General features: G+C 37.4%; 15 protein-coding genes. 2 read left to right on the top strand and 13 right to left on the bottom strand.

What is annotated here, in order from left to right:
- Window positions 1-196: 196 nt before the first annotated feature.
- The 6 genes from QM481_RS15320 to QM481_RS15295 form a co-directional block, all read right to left on the bottom strand.
- Entirely contained in the window at window positions 197-2,755 is a 2,559-nt protein-coding gene (locus QM481_RS15320) for a DUF5686 and carboxypeptidase-like regulatory domain-containing protein (RefSeq protein ID WP_283382357.1), read from the bottom strand.
- 406 nt (window positions 2,756-3,161) lie between these two features.
- The gene (locus QM481_RS15315) at window positions 3,162-3,743 is read right to left on the bottom strand and encodes a non-canonical purine NTP diphosphatase (protein WP_283382356.1); all 582 of its coding nucleotides are present in this window, start codon (window positions 3,741-3,743) and stop codon (window positions 3,162-3,164) included.
- A gap of 126 nt (window positions 3,744-3,869) precedes the next feature.
- Window positions 3,870-4,760: an FKBP-type peptidyl-prolyl cis-trans isomerase gene (locus QM481_RS15310; protein WP_283382355.1), complete on the bottom strand. Its 891-nt coding sequence runs from the start codon at window positions 4,758-4,760 to the stop codon at window positions 3,870-3,872.
- Between the two features lie 210 nt (window positions 4,761-4,970).
- Window positions 4,971-5,843: an FKBP-type peptidyl-prolyl cis-trans isomerase gene (locus QM481_RS15305; RefSeq protein WP_283382354.1), complete on the bottom strand. Its 873-nt coding sequence runs from the start codon at window positions 5,841-5,843 to the stop codon at window positions 4,971-4,973.
- A 282-nt stretch (window positions 5,844-6,125) separates the two neighbouring features.
- Window positions 6,126-6,989 (bottom strand): FKBP-type peptidyl-prolyl cis-trans isomerase, encoded by an 864-nt coding sequence (locus tag QM481_RS15300; RefSeq protein ID WP_166550009.1) that lies wholly within the window; start codon window positions 6,987-6,989, stop codon window positions 6,126-6,128.
- 33 nt (window positions 6,990-7,022) lie between these two features.
- Window positions 7,023-8,045: a DHH family phosphoesterase gene (locus QM481_RS15295; RefSeq protein WP_283382353.1), complete on the bottom strand. Its 1,023-nt coding sequence runs from the start codon at window positions 8,043-8,045 to the stop codon at window positions 7,023-7,025.
- A 289-nt stretch (window positions 8,046-8,334) separates the two neighbouring features.
- Here QM481_RS15295 and QM481_RS15290 point away from each other — a divergent pair, with 289 nt between their 5' ends.
- Window positions 8,335-8,754: a nucleoside-diphosphate kinase gene (locus tag QM481_RS15290; RefSeq protein WP_095161360.1), complete on the top strand. Its 420-nt coding sequence runs from the start codon at window positions 8,335-8,337 to the stop codon at window positions 8,752-8,754.
- Between the two features lie 117 nt (window positions 8,755-8,871).
- The gene (locus QM481_RS15285) at window positions 8,872-10,257 is read left to right on the top strand and encodes a high affinity choline transporter 1 (protein WP_283382352.1); all 1,386 of its coding nucleotides are present in this window, start codon (window positions 8,872-8,874) and stop codon (window positions 10,255-10,257) included.
- A gap of 98 nt (window positions 10,258-10,355) precedes the next feature.
- Here the strand turns inward: QM481_RS15285 and ftsA are convergent, their stop codons facing one another.
- The 7 genes from ftsA to QM481_RS15250 form a co-directional block, all read right to left on the bottom strand.
- Entirely contained in the window at window positions 10,356-11,726 is a 1,371-nt protein-coding gene (gene ftsA / locus QM481_RS15280) for a cell division protein FtsA (RefSeq protein WP_166550006.1), read from the bottom strand.
- A gap of 113 nt (window positions 11,727-11,839) precedes the next feature.
- Complete coding sequence (locus QM481_RS15275; protein ID WP_283382351.1) at window positions 11,840-12,610, bottom strand: cell division protein FtsQ/DivIB; 771 nt, start codon at window positions 12,608-12,610, stop codon at window positions 11,840-11,842.
- A 236-nt stretch (window positions 12,611-12,846) separates the two neighbouring features.
- The gene (murC, locus tag QM481_RS15270) at window positions 12,847-14,220 is read right to left on the bottom strand and encodes a UDP-N-acetylmuramate--L-alanine ligase (RefSeq protein WP_283382350.1); all 1,374 of its coding nucleotides are present in this window, start codon (window positions 14,218-14,220) and stop codon (window positions 12,847-12,849) included.
- Between the two features lie 240 nt (window positions 14,221-14,460).
- On the bottom strand, window positions 14,461-14,931 hold the full coding sequence (locus QM481_RS15265) for a CYTH domain-containing protein (RefSeq protein WP_283382349.1): 471 nt from the start codon (window positions 14,929-14,931) through the stop codon (window positions 14,461-14,463).
- A gap of 3 nt (window positions 14,932-14,934) precedes the next feature.
- Complete coding sequence (locus QM481_RS15260) at window positions 14,935-15,942, bottom strand: Gfo/Idh/MocA family oxidoreductase (RefSeq protein ID WP_283382348.1); 1,008 nt, start codon at window positions 15,940-15,942, stop codon at window positions 14,935-14,937.
- A gap of 29 nt (window positions 15,943-15,971) precedes the next feature.
- Entirely contained in the window at window positions 15,972-17,060 is a 1,089-nt protein-coding gene (gene murG, locus QM481_RS15255; protein WP_166550035.1) for an undecaprenyldiphospho-muramoylpentapeptide beta-N-acetylglucosaminyltransferase, read from the bottom strand.
- Window positions 17,061-17,126: 66 nt separating this feature from the next.
- Window positions 17,127-18,275 (bottom strand): FtsW/RodA/SpoVE family cell cycle protein, encoded by a 1,149-nt coding sequence (locus tag QM481_RS15250; RefSeq protein WP_166550001.1) that lies wholly within the window; start codon window positions 18,273-18,275, stop codon window positions 17,127-17,129.
- Between the last annotated feature and the right edge of the window lie 7 nt (window positions 18,276-18,282).

Here is an 18,282-nt window from a genome sequence, read left to right as displayed (position 1 = left end):
AATACGTATATGCCTAAAGGTTCATTTCTTATCTATGATTAACTGCGCTGAAACAAACTTTTTGTACAAAGTAAATACCTTATCGCAAAAAAACTATCTTCCTCAAAGACATTTTCGATGTCTGACAAGGTATAACAGAACAAGGGACTTAATAAAAAACTCCTATCAAACATTACGTTCAATAGGAGCTGATAACTTAGAATGAAAAATGTACTGATCCTTTTATGGTAAATTTATCTGGTAATTTACCCGATGGAGACAAGTGGTCTAAGTAAGTGAGGCGATGAAATGCCTGAATTCTAAATATTTTAAAGATATTATCAATCCCATAACCAACCTCCACAAACGGAATATTTGGATCTAAGCTTGAAAAATTAAACCTTGATTCAAGCATATTAGAAGGATGTCGAGGATTAAATATTGGCATTGCATCATCCATCAATTGCTGATTCCCTTGTTTTTGGCTACCGTACAATATATTGGCTGTTGCCAAAAGACGCCATTTCAATTGACGAATTGCAGGAATTCTATTGAATAATAATCCTTCAAAATTGTGGTTGTATTGCACAGAAACAAACTTATCACTCACAAATTCAAAATAGTGCATTGTATTAAATGCGGCTCTATTAAAGAATAGCGTTTGGTTTCCTAAGTGTGGATACAATAATGGAGCAGGCAAACTCGATGGTGTATAGCCAGCTTGTAACAAATAAGATGAACGACCAAGTGTACCTAATCTAAATGTTTGATACACTTTTGCTGTAAATTTGTGATAGTCAAAATCGCCATTCAAAAATCCTTTCAAGCCTCGTTGATACGTAAGTGTAACCACAGGAACTCGTTTAGTATCGAGTGTGATTCGTTCGTTGCCATCCATGATATAGGTTTCATTTTTAGCAAAACGAGCTTCTAATGTCAAAAATGTATCATCATAATAATCTCTTGAAGGAGACAGTTGATTCATTTCGGGATTAGTGCGGTACTTGAATGCAAACAAAGGATCAAAATTTCGTTGAATCAAAGATGCCGTTAAAGTAATTCCTTTTGTTGGCTCTGTTTTAATGAATGCTTCATTTTCTCGACGATAAAACGCTCCAGAATATAATCCCCAGCGCGTAAAAGCATAGAAGATTTTATTATCTGAAATCAATTCAGGTGTTAAGCCTATGCGTTCTAAGTCATAGGTATGTTTAATTCCTGCAACAGTCCAGTGTCTTCTAGACAAAATATAGTTAGCTTCCGCACCATATTTCATCTTCAAATCTCGTGTTCCAATTCCTGCAAATCCTTTAAACACCCAACGTTTGCTAAAGGCAGCATTAGTTCTAAAGCCCATTCTCAAACGCATTCCTTCAATACGGTTAAAAGCAATGGAATACAAATATGGTCCAATCTCTAACCCGTCGAAACGCTTATAGCCACTAGCAATAATCTCGGCAATTTCGACATACGTTCGTACAATAGGGACATTGCGAACCGTATCAATCAACTTAGAGGCCAATACATCTTGCGCACTAAAAGGCTCATGACGAGCTTGCTCCCAAAATTTAGGGTCTGTTTCTTTTGAATCCTCGGCTACCTCGACAGGAATATCGTAAAACGCTAGAGGCTTTGGTTGATTAATCACAAAGTCCTTGTTGGAGATATACATTTTCAAAAGCATACCAGCCGAATTCTTTGAAATTTCAGCAATATCAATCAAAAAACGTGTTTTGGCAGGAAGCCACGCTCCTTCAGAAGTTTGTGTTAACTCTTGAGAAATTTTAATCTTATCAATAAAGTTGATATTGGCTTCTTTGCCTACTGTTGCATCTATCTGTACTAAAGCGTAGGTAGTGGTATCGATATAGGCTTTTCCGATAAATACCAAATCTTTATCGTTTTTAGGATCGAACTCCATACCATAGCAGATATGTCCATCTATATCGGTGGTATCTGACAAATACCATTTATAGGTACCTTTCCAGTTTTCACCAATTGGCGAAATAACATCTTTTCCTAGAAATGCGACGTAGTTATTATAAAAGTTGTAGTTGGCAAAAAGATTTCCTCCTACCAATTGCGACACAAATCCTCCCTCTTTGACACCAACTCCTTTTACATTGTTTTTGAGCACCATTTCTTTTTTGCGAGAAGGGCTTTCACGGTAGTAAAATTTAGAAACTGTTTCTGAAATAAACGTTGGAATAACCGCCTTTCCATCTTCGCCTGCCATTTTTTCAAATTTGTCAATGGCACCTTGGATTTGCTTCATGACCTTTTTCTTCTTGAACTTTTCTGAAATATTATCTACATCAAGTTCCATTTTTGAATAGGAATCATACTCATAAGCACTCAAATGCTTGCGGTCATTTTTTTCACTATTCTCACGAAGTTTACGAAGAATTTTAAAGGCAGGATTTTCTCCAGAATAAACAATTACTTCATCTAGTGACTTGGCTTCGCCCGCCAACTGAAAATCAATAGTTTGATTTGCTGACTTTTTATCAATGGCTTTGGTACGAGTTTTATAGCCTACTGTACTTACATAGAGAGAATCGCCGAGTTCTTTTGCACGAATAGTAAAAATACCCTCAAAGTTGGTTTGAGCACCTATATTTTTACCTTTGATACCGACTGTGGCAAAAGGAAGCGGATCACCATTTTTTGCATCTGTAACTCTACCTTTTATAACGAATTGTGCTCTTGTAGTTAGGGTTGTTAAGATAATAATGGTTAAAATTTTTGTGAATAAAAAGAGGTTTTTAGTGCACATGTATAAGACAAGTGATTTTGATTCCAACATTTCTCGGATAAAACTTAAATGGCGATAATGTTTTAAATCTGTGATTAGATATTTTGTAAACGGAAAACTAAATAGTTGGCTGTCTAAGCCATTAATTTAAAGAGATTTTTTATTCAAATTTGGAAAAAGAAACTTAAAAATACAATTTATTAGTATGACAATTAAAAGACACTTTCCCCTCTAACTTACTGAAGATAAGTCTATAATCTTTTATAGCAAATCTTCATTCCTTTTATGTGCCGTACATTGAATATGTACGAAGAAAAAGTTATAACTGGTTGCTTACGAGCGTAGAATATTTTTGAGGATGCAATTCTGTTAATTAAACATTGAGGTTATTTTTTATTTCAAATCAAAAAGAAGTTTTCACTCTTCTCTAAATTTCTTTCAAGAATTGGACTAATTTTTGGAAGGCTCGTCCTCGGTGAGACATACTGGCTTTTTGTTCCATCGTCATCTCAGCAAATGTTTGTTCATAACCATCTGGCACAAATATAGGGTCATAACCAAAACCGCCTTCGCCTCTTAATTCATCAATTATTTGTCCTTCTACTATACCATCAAATTGGTGAATTACGCCATCTAATATCAAAGTAATGACAGTTCTAAATCTTGCTTTACGACTTGCTTTATCCTTCAAATTGGTCAGAAGCAATGCTATATTGTCGGCATTACTACGATGAGCTCCTGCATAGCGGGCAGAGTATACTCCTGGCTCGCCATTGAGCGCTTCCACTTCCAAACCTGTATCATCTGCAAAACAGTTGATATTGTTATAATTATCAAAAAGGTATTGAGCTTTTTGTAGGGAATTGGCTTCTAGGGTATTACCTGTTTCGGGTAATTCTTCTTTACATCCTGTAGCTTCAAGAGAGATAAGTTCGAACTGCTCGCCGAGCATGGCTTGAATTTCTTGCAACTTATGAGCATTGTTCGTTGCAAAACACAACTTTTTCATAATAATCATTCAAATTTTAGTTTCGGGCTACACCTTTCATATCAAAGCCTTCCTCTGTTAAGAAGAAGGCTTTGATATTTTCTGTAAAACTACAAAGAAAACAGTTGAGTATTACCCTGACTGTCATTATTTTACTGATACTACCTCTACTTCAAATTGTAATGAAGCATAAGGAGGTATCACATATACACCAGTAGTTTGGTTGACACTACCACTACTTGAATATCCAATGTTTGAAGGGAATACAAGAATCGCTTTTTCGCCAACTTTCATTCTTGAAACACCTTCTTCAAACCCTTTGATAGCTCCATTTGCACCAAGGGTTAAATCGAAAGTCCCTGCATCAAATTGTGCATCGTAATAAAGTTTATTGCTGGCATCCACTTTTCTCATTTCAAAAAGCAACTTTCCTGTATATTTCAACGTAACTGTTTTACCTGCTGTGAGTGATACTCCCGTAGGATTAGGGGTCGTAATCGCAATACGCAAATCAGTAGAGGTTTTGGTAAATGACAATTGAGGATATTTCGTTGCGATATACTTATCAATATTCTCATTTTCGGTAAGCGTATTCAACAACTCAATCTCAATAATCACAGGATCGCCATTGCTTTGAAGTTGAGGGAAAATAAATTTACCTTTATCTCCTACACGCATGATACTCAATGGATAATTGAATACACTGTTATAAGCTCCAAAAATGTAATCATAAGCAATTTTCTGATTAACTCTTGAACTATCAACAATGGTACCTGCAAGATTTTTAATCACGAAGTTAATCGATGACAAATCACCTACTACAGGAACACGGCCCGATGGGTTTGAGTTATTGATTTGAAAATAAAAGCCCGTGGCATGTTGTTGAACAGCAAGATTGTTGTCAGTGATATATTTCTTTACTGCTGCTTCATTTTGTTTGAGTTTCTCTGTTGCAGCTGGGTCAGGATCGCCATTACTCATACAAGAAGTCATCAAAAATGCATAACCAATCGTTAATAACCAGAAGAGTTTTTTCATAATAAATACAATAATTGGGGTTTAAAATTGCGAATGTTACGCCTTCGCATACATCTGCTTTCAAAAATAAAGAGTTAGATGTTAGAGCATCTTATCCCAAAGACTCCAAAGCTGGCAAAATGGTTGTATTCAAATGACCATTCCTTACAACTTTATCTCTTTGAAAGGATTACTTACTCTAATTTCTAACTCTTTAGATAATATTTACTATTAATTATCGCTTACAGCAATTACTTGTACATCAAAAATCAATGGTGATTCCCCTGGAATTTTTGGTAACGAACCTGTTGTACCATAACCAATAGATGATGGGAAAATTAGGGTTGCTTTTTCTCCTACTTTCATCAACTCTACCCCTCTTTGGAAACCAGTAATAGCTGATGACCCACCAATGGTAATTTTGAAGGTATCGGTTTTTGCAACGTTTGAATCAAAGATAAATCCATTCAATAGCTTTCCTGTATATTTAACTTTGGCAATTTTACCACTTGCCATATAGTCTCCTGTTCCATCTTGAGTACGGATATAACGTAAGCCATTACTGTATTTTGCAGTCACAGCGATCTTATTCGCTAAGATATAGTTATCAATATAAGCCGCTTCACTGTAGGTTTTAAACCATTTTACATCTAAGCGAATCGGTGAGTTTGCAGGTAGATTTGGAAACGTTTGTGATCCCAATGCTTGAGTAGATGGAATAATAAATGACCCTTGTTGGCTCTCGTGCAACAAAGGAAGCGTTTTCACAAAAATACTGGTACTATTACCATAAATAAACTGGAATGGTTTTCCTGTAACTGAGCTATCGATTTTCACTCCATCCAATCTTGAAATAGTGTATTGTACTCTTACAGTATCACCAGCCGTCATAACACGTCCGCTAGTATCACCCACAGCTGTATAGTAAATACCGTTTGTTGCTTTGGTAAATGATAGTGACTGTGAACTTAAATATGTCTGAATTTTGGTTTCGTTCTGTTTTACGATTTCGTCATTTTCTAAGACGATTGTCGATAAGCATGAACTCAATAGCACTACAATCGCAAACAGCCCCAACACATATAAACTTTTGATGTTTTTCATCTTTGATGATAATTACAGATTGTTAGATTAAAAATTAGCTTGGAATATCTTTAACTGAAAACTCCTAAACATAAAGTATTCACTTTACTGGAATAGACAGTCTTTCATAGTGTAAAATAACGACAAGCATTTGTGGAATAGTGCTACTTGGCTGTTAAAAACTGTTAAAATTAGCAGTTTTGCACTTTAGAATGAAGGGATTTCCAAAAACAGACAAAAGTGTAAGATGTATCCGAGAATACCGCCTACACTTTTATCGCGTAATTACTTACAACCTTGATATTATTTTGACGCTGTGAAATCAATTACTTCAACCTCGAATACCAAAGCAGAGTTGCCTGGGATTGGGCCTTGTCCTTGTTCGCCATAACCGATTGCTGGAGGGATCACGAATGTTGCTTTTCCACCTTTTTTCATCAATGTCAATGCTTCGTTAAATCCTGGAATCATTTGTCCGATTGGCATATCAATTGGTTGTTTGCTTTGGTCAAATACTTTACCATCCAAGAATTTACCAACATACATACACTTACAAACGTCTCCTTTTTTAGGACTAGCGCCAGTACCTTCAGTTGTGATTGAATAGTATAAGCCTGAAGCAGTAGTTTTGAATGTTTTTCCAGATTTTGCGATATAATCTTGAATCAATTTTGGAAGTTCTGTCTTGCGTGCTTCAGCAGCTTGCTTTTCTTTTTGAGCATTAGCAGCCATTTCTTTATCAAAATCAGCACGAGTTTGTACTTTCAAGATTTTAACAGAATATTTCAAATCTGTTCCTTTTTTGATAAATGGAGGCAATTGTTGTGCACCTTTCGACAATGAATCTACTGGTACATAAATTGTTGCACTGTCACCCTGAGCAAGTAATCTCAAACCATCTTCGAAGCTACCTTTAAAGCCTGATGCACCTGCTGGCTGAACCATAGCACGTGCTGGGTTTGCTTCAGTTGACTCTTGTAACAATGAATCTGCGCTATTATAGATTTTGGCAGTAAAAGTGATGATATCGCCATCTTTTAATTTCTTCGCCTTGTCGTCATGGTTGTGAATTTGGATCTTCACATTTTCGATTACCTCTACACGATTTTTGTTACATGCAACTACTAAGCTAGCAGCAGCCATAACCATGGTAAGTTTTTTAAGCATTTTTCTGATTATTGTAAAAAATTGATTTTAATTCTATTCTACTTTTAATAATTCCTCTTGATACTCTGGTAAAATTGAGAGTAATTTAGCCACCGTGCCTTCAACACCTAATCCTGTTGTTTTTCCTCCCGCGGCATTTTTATGACCTCCACCATTGAAATATTTAGATGCCAAGCCATTTACTGCAAATTGCTCTACAGAACGGAACGACATTTTTACGGCTTCTGGACGATCTACGATAATGACAGACATGACAATGCCTTCTACCTGTAACCCATAATTAACAATACCTTCAGTATCACCCGTTTGAGAATTGTATCTTTTTAGCTCCTCAGCGGTAAGTACAAAATATACAACTCGATATTTAGGCAATACCACCATTTTTTCGGACAATACAAATCCTAAAAACTTCAGACGCTCTACCGAGGTACTATCATAGATACGACGATGTACCAAATTGGTGTTGACACCCAATTCCATAATATCAGCCGCAATACGATGTACTTCTGGTGTTGTACTAGGATGTCTAAATGAACCTGTATCGGTCATGATACCAGCATACAAACTTTCACCGATTGGAATATCGATGAGGCTTTTATCACCCAACAACACAATCAGTTGATAAATCAACTGTGCTGTTGCCGAAGCTTTTGTGTCATGGTATACAAAAGTAGCAAAGCTTTCAGGATTGATGTGATGGTCTATCATCACTTTGGTAGCTTTTGCTTTTTCTACATATTCGGCCATTGCTTCAATGCGACCTAATGCAGAAAAGTCAAGGCAAAAGATTAAGTCTGCCTCGTTTAAGTATTTTATGGCTTGCTTTTGAGCTTTTGAGTCTTCAAAGTTAAGAACCTCATCATTTCCCTGCATCCAATTCAAGAACCTAGGATAATCAGATGGAGTGATTACCTGTACTTGATGACCTTTTTTCTTGAGATAACCTGCCAAGCCGAGCGACGAACCTAAAGCGTCGGCATCTGGCTTGTAGTGAGTGGTAATCACAATCCTTTGTGGGGTAGCGATTATCTCACGAAAGGCTTCGAAGTTTTGCATTCTATTAGTGATTTCTCCTAAAAGAGTTTTATTTTAAGTTAATTAGCCCACAAAGTTAGAGAATAGTTTACAGTTTATGATTTATCACTTGGAGATTTTTGAAATATTCGAGTGATTTAGCCTTAAAATTGCTATATTAGTTAGGTAATCATTTGAAAATCAAGCAAAGAGTATATCAAGCATGTAAAACCGTATAGTTATTTCTTTGAATGGTAAATAGAATATCCTTGGAACTTGATATAATCAGATATAATTTTGTATTAAACAAAAATCATATAATACCCATTTTATGGCTACTAACAGAACCTTTACAATGATTAAGCCAGATGCTGTAGCAGATGGCAACTCAGGTGCAATTATCAAAATGATTGAGGAAGCAGGCTTCAAGGTTATTGCAATGAAAAAAACATTGTTGACTCCAGCTCAGGCGGGCAAATTCTATGAAGTACACGCTGAGAGACCGTTCTACGCTGATCTTTGCGAATACATGTCTTCTGGCCCTATCGTACCAATGATTCTTGAAAAAGAAAATGCTGTTCTTGATTTCAGAACGCTTATTGGTGCTACTGACCCAGCTAAAGCTGACGAAGGTACTATTCGTAAAATCTTCGCAAAGTCTTTGAGTGCAAACGCCATTCATGGTTCTGATTCAGACGAAAATGCAGCTATTGAAGGTGCATTTTTCTTCGCAACTACTGAGCAATACTAGGCTATTGTTAAGTAACACTTCAGATGCAACATTAATCACAGAAGCTGTCTTACCGACAGCTTCTGTTTTTTAAGGCTTTTTGATTAAATATTATCGTATTTACCTCAATTCCGACACATGCTCCTTTTCTTTATCCTTGGGTATTTATCACTGAATCTTTTGGTAGGCTGGTGGGCTTCAAGTAAAATATCGAGTACCGAAGATTTTGTACTTGCAGGACGTGGTTTATCCTTTGGACTTTCGTCGATGGTTACTTTTGCTACTTGGTTTGGCTCTGAAACTATGATGGGAGCTCCCGCAGAGTTTATTGAAAATGGTATTTTAGGTGTTATTGAAGAGCCTTTTGGTGCAGCCCTATGTTTGATTTTAGTAGGTCTATTTTATGCAAAAATCTTCTACAACCTGAACATTCTCACTTTTTGTGATTATTTCAAATTACGATACGGAGTTGCCGCTGAATATGTATCGGCTTTCTTGATGGTTCCTTCTTATTTTGGTTGGATTGCTGCCCAGCTTATTGCTATGGGAACAGTTTTGGAGGTAGTAGTCGGGTGGCCTTTGTATATGGGGATATTAATCAGTGCGCTTTTGGTAATGGTTTATACGCTAATGGGCGGAATGTGGTCGGTGTCAGTAACTGATTTTTTCCACAACATTTTGTTGATTATTGGGTTAATCATTCTCACAGCAATTATGCTTGATAAAACAGGTGGGTTTCAACCTGTGATAGCTTCTACGCCACAAGATTTTTTTAGGGTAGTCCCCAAACGATTTACCTTACTCGAATCAGCGTCTTATCTGACAGCTTGGATTACAGTTGGATTAGGCTCTATTCCACAACAAGATATTTTTCAAAGAGTTATGGCCTCCAAAGATGCCAAGACGGCTGTTCGCTCCTCGGTTACAGCAGGTTTTCTCTATTTGTCTGTGGCTATGTTACCTTTGTTTATTGCTTTAATGGCAAAATACCTTCATCCTGAACTTTTGCAGCAAGATGCCCGCATGATTATACCTAACATGGTCATGGAGCACACCAATACATTTGTACAAATCCTATTTTTTGGCGCATTGATTTCGGCGGTATTGAGTACCACAAGTGGTGCTATATTAGCTCCCGCATCAGTAATAGGCGAAAATATTATTAAACCCCTTTACCCTAAACTAACGGACCGTCAATTGCTTTTTGTGATTCGATGCGCTATAGTTGTGGTGACTCTGGCGAGTATATGGATGGCAACCTCAAGACAAAATATTTTTGAGTTAGTTGGCGAATCCTCAGCTTTTAGCCTTGTATCACTTTTTGTACCATTGACTGTAGGATTGTATTGGAAAAAAGCAAATACCATTGGCTGTATTGCCTCAATGATACTAGGATTTGGTTCCTGGTTTATTTGCAATTTTGTGTGGAAAACGGAGTTTCCTGCTTCCCTAATCGGGCTTATTGTCAGCTGGATTGCCATTTATGTCGGGTCGTATATTCCAATTAAGTCCTTGAGATCTTAATTGGAATAATACTTCGACATACGATGTTGGCCATCAGATGTGAAGGTTTCAGAAATTTTATTTGTAAGGATTTTATAAAATATCAAAAATCAATCTGACTAATACTTATCGTCTTCGCCCAAATCATCACCTAGAAGACCTTTTCCGAATTTTTTGAGACCATCTAGCCATGAGCCTTGTTTCTTAGCTTGCTTTTGCTCTCTTTCTTTTTCTGGCTCACGTTTTCTTGGCGTATTAGGTGTCACAGCTACTGGTGGCACAATTTTAGGCTCTGTTTTACGCAATACTTTGTAACTATCCTCACGTTCGTCAATCGAACGAAGTCCGTTCCAAACAAGCCCTACCGCCGTTGCAAAAGAAGGATTTTTCACTTCTTCAGAGATGGTACGTCCTAGATTTTCGTTTGGATAGCCTAGTCTAACATCACGTCCTGTTACCTTTTCAAACAACTCGCAGATATTTGGCGTTTGTACAGAACCTCCCGTAAGAACGATTCCACATGACAAACGATTGCCGAAGCCAGAACGACTAATTTCGGCAACGACAAGTGCGGCAATTTCTTTCAAACGCTCCTCAATAATAATAGACAAGTTTTTAACCGAAACGACTTTCGGTTTACGTCCGTTGATACCAGGGATTGAAATCGTTTCTTCGAAAGGAACTTGAGAAGCCAAAGCATTGCCAAATCGTACTTTTAGTACTTCTGCATGTTCATTAGAAACATTACAACCTTGCTCAACGTCGGCAGTAATGATGTCGCCAGCATAAGGTAACACCGAAATATAACGAACGATATTTTTATAGAAAATAGCAATTTCGGTAGTACCACTTCCTATGTCTACCAACGCTACTCCACTTTTCTTTTCTTGCTCTGAAAGTACTGCCAATGATGCCGCCAACGGAGAAAATACCAAACCACCTTCGATTTCCATTTTCTCTTTTGCGCGCTCGATACAGCGCTTAGTTTTGTCCAAAGCCAGTGTAGGAGATGTAATCATTAGAAAATCTCCTTGTAACTTCAAACCACTAATACCTACAGGCTCTTGGATACCTGTACTAGAGTCTACCACGTATTCTTGTGGTAAAGTATGTACGATTGAGTTACCTTGAGAAATGAAGGTACGCTCTGCATCACTAGCCACTTGGTCCACGTCGGTTACTGTAACCTCCTCACCTGAGGTGTTACGAGTAATCATGGCCTTGTGCTTAATTCCTGCAATATTTGGACCTGCAACACTTGCAATAACTCCACGGATATCGATATTAGCTTGTTGCTCAACTTGCATAATCGCATTGCGAACGGCGTCGATTGTTTTGTTGACGTTCAAAACAACACCCTTCGAAACTTGACCAGTAGTATCACCTTTGCCCAAGCCTAGTATCTCTAACTTTCCCATGTTATCGAGTCTACCAGCCACAACGCTTACTTGCTTGCTACCTATGTCCAATCCAACAATTATCTCACTCATGCGATTTAGAAGTTTTAGTGATCCTTCAGTCAATAAACCCCGATATAAATGTAATAGCAAAAACTACATAATACGCCTCACTCTATAACACTATTGATTAACAACTGAAAACCTTATTCACAAACAATCTGATTCTTATATTTAACACTAATTTTTTTATAAAAATCCCACCCTTTTACTGGTAGAATCTCTTTATATAAAATTTTTATCTTTTTAAATTTAGCTTCTAAATCTATGGCTAGCCCTAGCTCAATAAAGTGACTTCCAAATTCGGGTATCAAAGTAACTCCTCCGTCTTTTTCAACGATGAGCTGGGTAATTTGAGACTTCCAAAATTCATCATCACGAATAAACTTTATCAGTTCTATAATAGATTTACTTTGTGTATCCTTTAGCGATTTTTTACCCACAAAGTAAGCACCCGAAATCAACAAAACTCGCTCGGTGTGGTGAGGCGACAGCCCAATCATTGAACCATCTTCTACCAAGTAGCTATCATATTGTGTATGGTTGGGGCTTTTGCTCGACAAGATTCTTGCAATAGGAGTATGTTCTTGTACTGTAATAGTCATCTGCCCACTCAAATCTTGGTGCGCCTGACATGATTTAATCAAAGGGTTTGCCAAAACTTTTCGCTCAATTGCCTTCAGATTTATTCGGCTAAAAGGCTTGCCTTGAGGGTCTTCGCTAGGTACTCCAGTGACTACGTTCTGAACATCATACTCTTTTACAAGTAGATTTTTATTTTCACTCTCTATTACAACCTTAATCTCCTTACATTTTTGTTTGCTATGAATTAGGTTAGCTCCAAAAATGGCAACTACCACCGCTACCACTGATACGATAAGCACTACAGTTCTCTTTAATTGTACTTTTAGTGGCAAATCAATATGGGGTTAGAGTTTACACGTTATTACTATTTTTTAGCCAAGCACTTAAGGCTGCAAGATTTACACGAAATTAGTATTTTTTTCTTATGTTTTACTTAAGAGGATTTTATTAAAATTTTTAATAACCCTAAAAAAGCAATTTTAATCAACGAATTTATTACAAGAGTGCAACAAATAAGTGATTAATCTATTTCAAATTGAATATTTTTTTATAGGAGATTCCTCTTTTTTTATTGAGCGGTTAACATCTCCTTAATTGGAGCCAAAAGAGTGTCAATATCTCCAGCTCCAATCGTCACTAGTAAGTCTAAATCTTTCGTTTTGAGCACGTCTAACAAATCTTTCTTAGCAACCATTTGTTTGTTATCAATCGTAACCTTATCAAAAATAATTTGTGAAGTTACTCCTTCTATCGGCAGCTCTCTTGCAGGGTAAATATCTAATAATAAAAGCTCATCTGCTAAGCTCAAGCTTTCAGCAAAACCTTCTTGAAAGTCTCTTGTACGAGTAAACAAATGGGGCTGGAATACCGCCGTAAGTTTACGGGTAGGATACAGCGCTTTTACAGAACGTAAAAAAGCCTCAATTTCTGTTGGGTGGTGCGCATAATCATCAATAAACACTACATTTTCTTGACGAACATGATATTCAAATCTGCGTTTTACTCCCTTAAATGTATTGATTCCATCACGAATTTCATCAGCACTCAAACCTACAGTTAAACATGCTGCTGTAGCTGCCAAAGCATTTTCGACATTATGAAATCCTGGCGTAAGTAATTTACAATCTTTGATTTCTCCATCTGGATATACGATATCAAATACCATCTCTGCATTTTCGATACGAAGATTATTGACATGATATTGTCCACCTTCGAGCGAAAACTCTGCTGAGGTTTTGGTATAATTTTCCAACTCTAAACCTTTACGCTGGAACAATCGACCACCTTCTTTAATTTGCCCGACGTACATTCTAAAAGACTCCAATACATGATTGTGGTCTCCATAAATATCTAAGTGATCTGCGTCTGTAGAAGTTACAATCGCAACATCGGGATGCAGGGTTAAAAACGAACGGTCAAATTCATCAGCTTCAATAACACATGCTAAGGGATTTGGTGCAGTACTAATCAAAAAGTTAGTACCGTAGTTTTGTGTAATACCTCCCAAAAATGCCGTAATATCACGATTTGCATTTTTAAGAATATGAGCAATCATCGAAGATGTCGTGGTTTTACCATGTGTACCCGCAACGCCAATGGTAAACATATTCTGCGTAAGAAGTCCCAATACCTGCGAGCGTTTCATTAACGTAAAGCCATTTTCCTGAAAATAATTCAACTCGGTATGGTTCTTTGGTATAGCGGGTGTATAGACGACAAGCGTTTGGGTAGTATCAGCCAGATATTCACTTGGAATAAGATTGATATTGTCTTCGAAATGAACCTTTGCACCTTCTTTTTCCAAAGCTTGGGTAAGGGGCGTAGCTGTTTTGTCATAACCAGCCAACTGATAGCCATTGGCAATAAACCAGCGAGCAATTGCCGACATTCCGATTCCACCTATTCCTAAGAAATATACGTATTTGAGTTGTTGTAAGTTCACGATACAGTTTTTGGTTAATGTTAATTAAGTTAGTAGGCAAAATTAATTTTACCTGCCGTAAGCATTACGCTTTATGCAATAGGCTAAAAGTTTGAATATGCGTCCTATTCTACCGAGTGCCCATAGCTGAATTTTATGTTGCACTAATACTTAAGTGGTCAGTCGTATGCATTAGGCAAAAAAGTTGCCATTACGCCATTTGAAATATTCACTTTTAACTTATGGCATAAAGCTCATAGCCTATTGCCATGACGAATAAGGCTCGATACTTAGTCTTGAATTATAATAACGAGGGTCGTCTGTAACTTCAGTCTGTACCCAAGTAGGTAGGTTAAATGTTTCTGTTTCTGAGCTAAGCTCTATTTCAGCAACAATTAAACCTTCATTAGCTCCTTTAAATACATCTACTTCCCACGTTTTTCCTTCATGAGGAATTATGTATCTGTACTTTTCAATGTTTTGTTCTGTAAAATTATCTAACAATGCCAGTGCTTCATCTTTAGGTATCTCATATTCAAACTCTAAGCGACTCATCCCTTGAGTTTTTCCTTTGATTGTAATAAAGCCTTTGTCATTGGTAGCTCTAACTCTTAATGTTTTTTCGGGGTCGGTAGAAAGATACCCTTGTTTTAAGAAGTTTGGTATTGGTTTATCCAACTCATGCCATAATTCATGCTTTACCAAAAACTTTCTTTCTATTTCTACAGCCATGCTTTATAGTTGTTTTACGGCCTCAATAATCTTAATTTGTTCGAGTACCAATTCTGGTTTTATCAACAAATCTTTCCCTTCAACAATGGCTTCATATAAGTTTTGGAAAAGTAATCCCCAATTGCCCACTTCCGTTTCCACTTTTCCTTTGATAACTACATCGCCAATATTCGAATATATTGCTCCTTGATTTTCGATTGGCTCAACGCCAAACCCTGTCATTTGAGGCAACAAATCTGCCTTTAAATGGTCTTCTTGATGGTCTATCCCGTATTTGACAAACGAACCTTTTGTTCCATTAATTCTGTAGCGTGGGCTTTCCTCTCTTACTAATAAACTAGACGACAGTTTTACAGTCATTTTATCATATGACAAGTAAATATCAAAAGCATCGTCAATCAATGAACCTTCGCGCTGAGTGTAGGTTTGTCCCCATACTTTTTGAGGCACTCCAAACAATACTAATGCTTGGTCAAGAATATGTGGCCCTAAGTCATAAATAATCCCGCTTCCTGGCGATGGCGTTTCTTTCCACTTTTTAGGATTGAGTACGGGTTTATAACGGTCATATCTTACTTCATAGCTCACAATATCACCTAATAATTTGGCTTTCAAAATTTTTTGTACTGTCAAAAAATCAGAATCAAATCTACGATTTTGGAACACAGAAAGTACTTTATTTTGCTGCTTAGCTAATAGTATCAACTCCTCAGCTTCTTGACTAGTACTGGCAAGAGGTTTTTCTACCAAAACATGCTTATTGGCTAATAAAGCTTTTTTAGCATATTCATAATGGGTTGCATTCGGACTTGCAATACTCACCAAATCGATAGACGAATCTGCCAAAACATCTTCGATTGAAGATACAATCTGAGCCTCAGGATACAACTCCTTTGCCAAGGCATTGGATGTTACAATAGTTTTGAGTCGATAATTAGAATTTGCGGTAATGAATGGTGCTTGCAAATAACGTCCAGAAAGACCAAATCCTACTAATGCAATATTTATCATAATCTAGTCGAAAGTAAGTAAAAGAATGTCTATTTCACCAAGCTAAGCACTTGTTGAGCAATCTCAATAGCGGCATTAGGCTTTCCTAATTTCAGAATATTATCGATCAGTGTACTTTGTTTCTCTTTATCATGTAATAAATCCAAAGCAACCTTTACGAGTTCTTCTCTTGCTTGTACATCTTTAACAAGTATGGCAGCATTATTTTCTACTAAACTCATGGCATTTTTTGTTTGGTGGTCTTCAGCAGCAGTCGGAAGAGGCACTAAAATTGACGGTTTACCAGCCAAACAAAGTTCTGAAACAGACAATGCCCCTGCACGCGACACAACAATGTCGGCCATAGCATAAGCCAAATCCATCTCGTAAATAAAATCAGAGACATATACCTTCCCTTTGAATACTTCGGCAGCGGTTTTGGCTCTTTCAATATAGAGTTTACCTGTTTGCCAAACTACTTGACAACCTTCATTTACAAGACTTGTTAGCCCTCCATCAATACTTTCATTGATGGTTTTGGCACCTTGGCTCCCTCCTATTACCAACACGGTTGGTTTGTCAGGCTGTAGTCCAAAATGTTCAAAAGCTTGTTGTCGTTTAGCTGCTACATTGAGGATGTCTTTTCTTACGGGATTGCCTGTCATCTGAATTTTAGACGCAGGAAAAAACTGTTCCATTTTGGGATACGCTACACATATCTTCTTGGCATTTTTCGCTAAGAATTTATTGGTAATACCCGCGTAGGAGTTTTGTTCTTGAATTAAGATAGGAACATTGGCAAAAGATGCTGACAAAAGCAATGGACCAGAGGCATACCCCCCCACTCCAACTGCCACGTCAGGCTGAAAGTCTTTTACTATTTTTCTTGCTCGTAGTAAACTCGAGATAAGCTTCAGTGGAAAACCTAAGTTTGCCAGCATATTCGAGCGGTTGATCCCTGCAATTGGTAAACCAATAATAGGATACCCAGCCTTGGGTACTTTTTCCATCTCCATTTTTCCTTCAGCACCTACAAAAAGTACTTCAACGGCAGGATTAATTTCTTTGAGGGCATTAGCAATTGCTATGGCAGGATAAATATGGCCTCCTGTACCACCACCCGAAATAATTACTTTTATGGCTTTCACAAGTTGTATTATTTTTCAATTAAACCTTAAAGATAATGATTCCTTATAAATCTCTTGTTAGAGAGCTGCATCTTTCACTTTATCTCTACTCACCGATATAATAATCCCAACTGTGATGCCTGTAAAAACTAAGGAACTTCCTCCCCAACTTAATAATGGCAAAGGTTGGCCCGTAACTGGCCCTAAACCCGTAGCTACCGACATATTGACCATCGCCTGTATAACCAGACTAAAAGTAAGTCCTGCCGAAAGTAGCCCTCCAAAGGCTCGTCCAGAACTATCGACAGCCTTCATTCCTCGATACAAAAACCATAAGTAAAGACCCAATACAAAAATGCCTCCGAGCATTCCCCATTCCTCAATGATAATAGAATACACAAAATCTGAATCGGCTTGAGATAGGAAATACCGCTGTTGACTTTTGCCTGGTCCTTTACCAGTAAGTCCTCCGTTGGCAATGGCAAAAAAGCTTCGTTCTATTTGATAATCGCTATCTTTATCTGCACCAGGTTTTTTCTTGCCTTTAATACCATCTACGTAATTAACAATACGATTGCGAGCGGTTTCAATACGACTACCTGTACCCGTCATCACCAAGATTGTTCCCATCATAAAGAGCCCCATCATGGTGTACACTAAATATTGAACAGGCACTCTACCAAAGAACATTAGTAAAAAACAAGTGGAAAACAGCAATGCAGATGTGGATACGTTAGTTAAGGCGATACAAGTACACACAATGAGGATTTTTGCAATCATGGGTACCAATTCTACAAAGGTATATTCAACATGTTGGCGCTTAGCCAACATGCCTGCCAAATTGGTAATCAACGAAAGTTTAGCCAAATCGGATGGCATAAACGTCATTCCTATCAATGGTACACGTACCCAACGGCGGGCATCGTTAATGGAAACACCATATTTGTAAGTATAAAGTAGCAGCGCAATAGACAGTAACACACCAAAGTTGGAAACGGTAGCAAACTTATGATAGTCAAATTTGTGAAAATACCACATTGCTCCCAAACTTACCACGACAATAGCCGTGTGTTTTACCAAAAATGAAAAAGTGCCCTGACCCGATAATATGGCCAGTTTTCCTGTGGCACTAAATACGACGATAATACTACACATCGAAAGAAAAGCCACAATTGTCCAAATCTGATAATCCCCCTCAAGGTTTTTTTTCAGCCAATTAGTTATCATAGTTGAT

It is taken from the genome of Flectobacillus rivi (assembly GCF_030056655.1).
GTDB lineage: Bacteria > Bacteroidota > Bacteroidia > Cytophagales > Spirosomataceae > Flectobacillus > Flectobacillus rivi.
The sequence above is the reverse complement of the archived record's forward strand: the minus strand, read 5'-3'. Positions and strand labels throughout refer to the sequence as shown.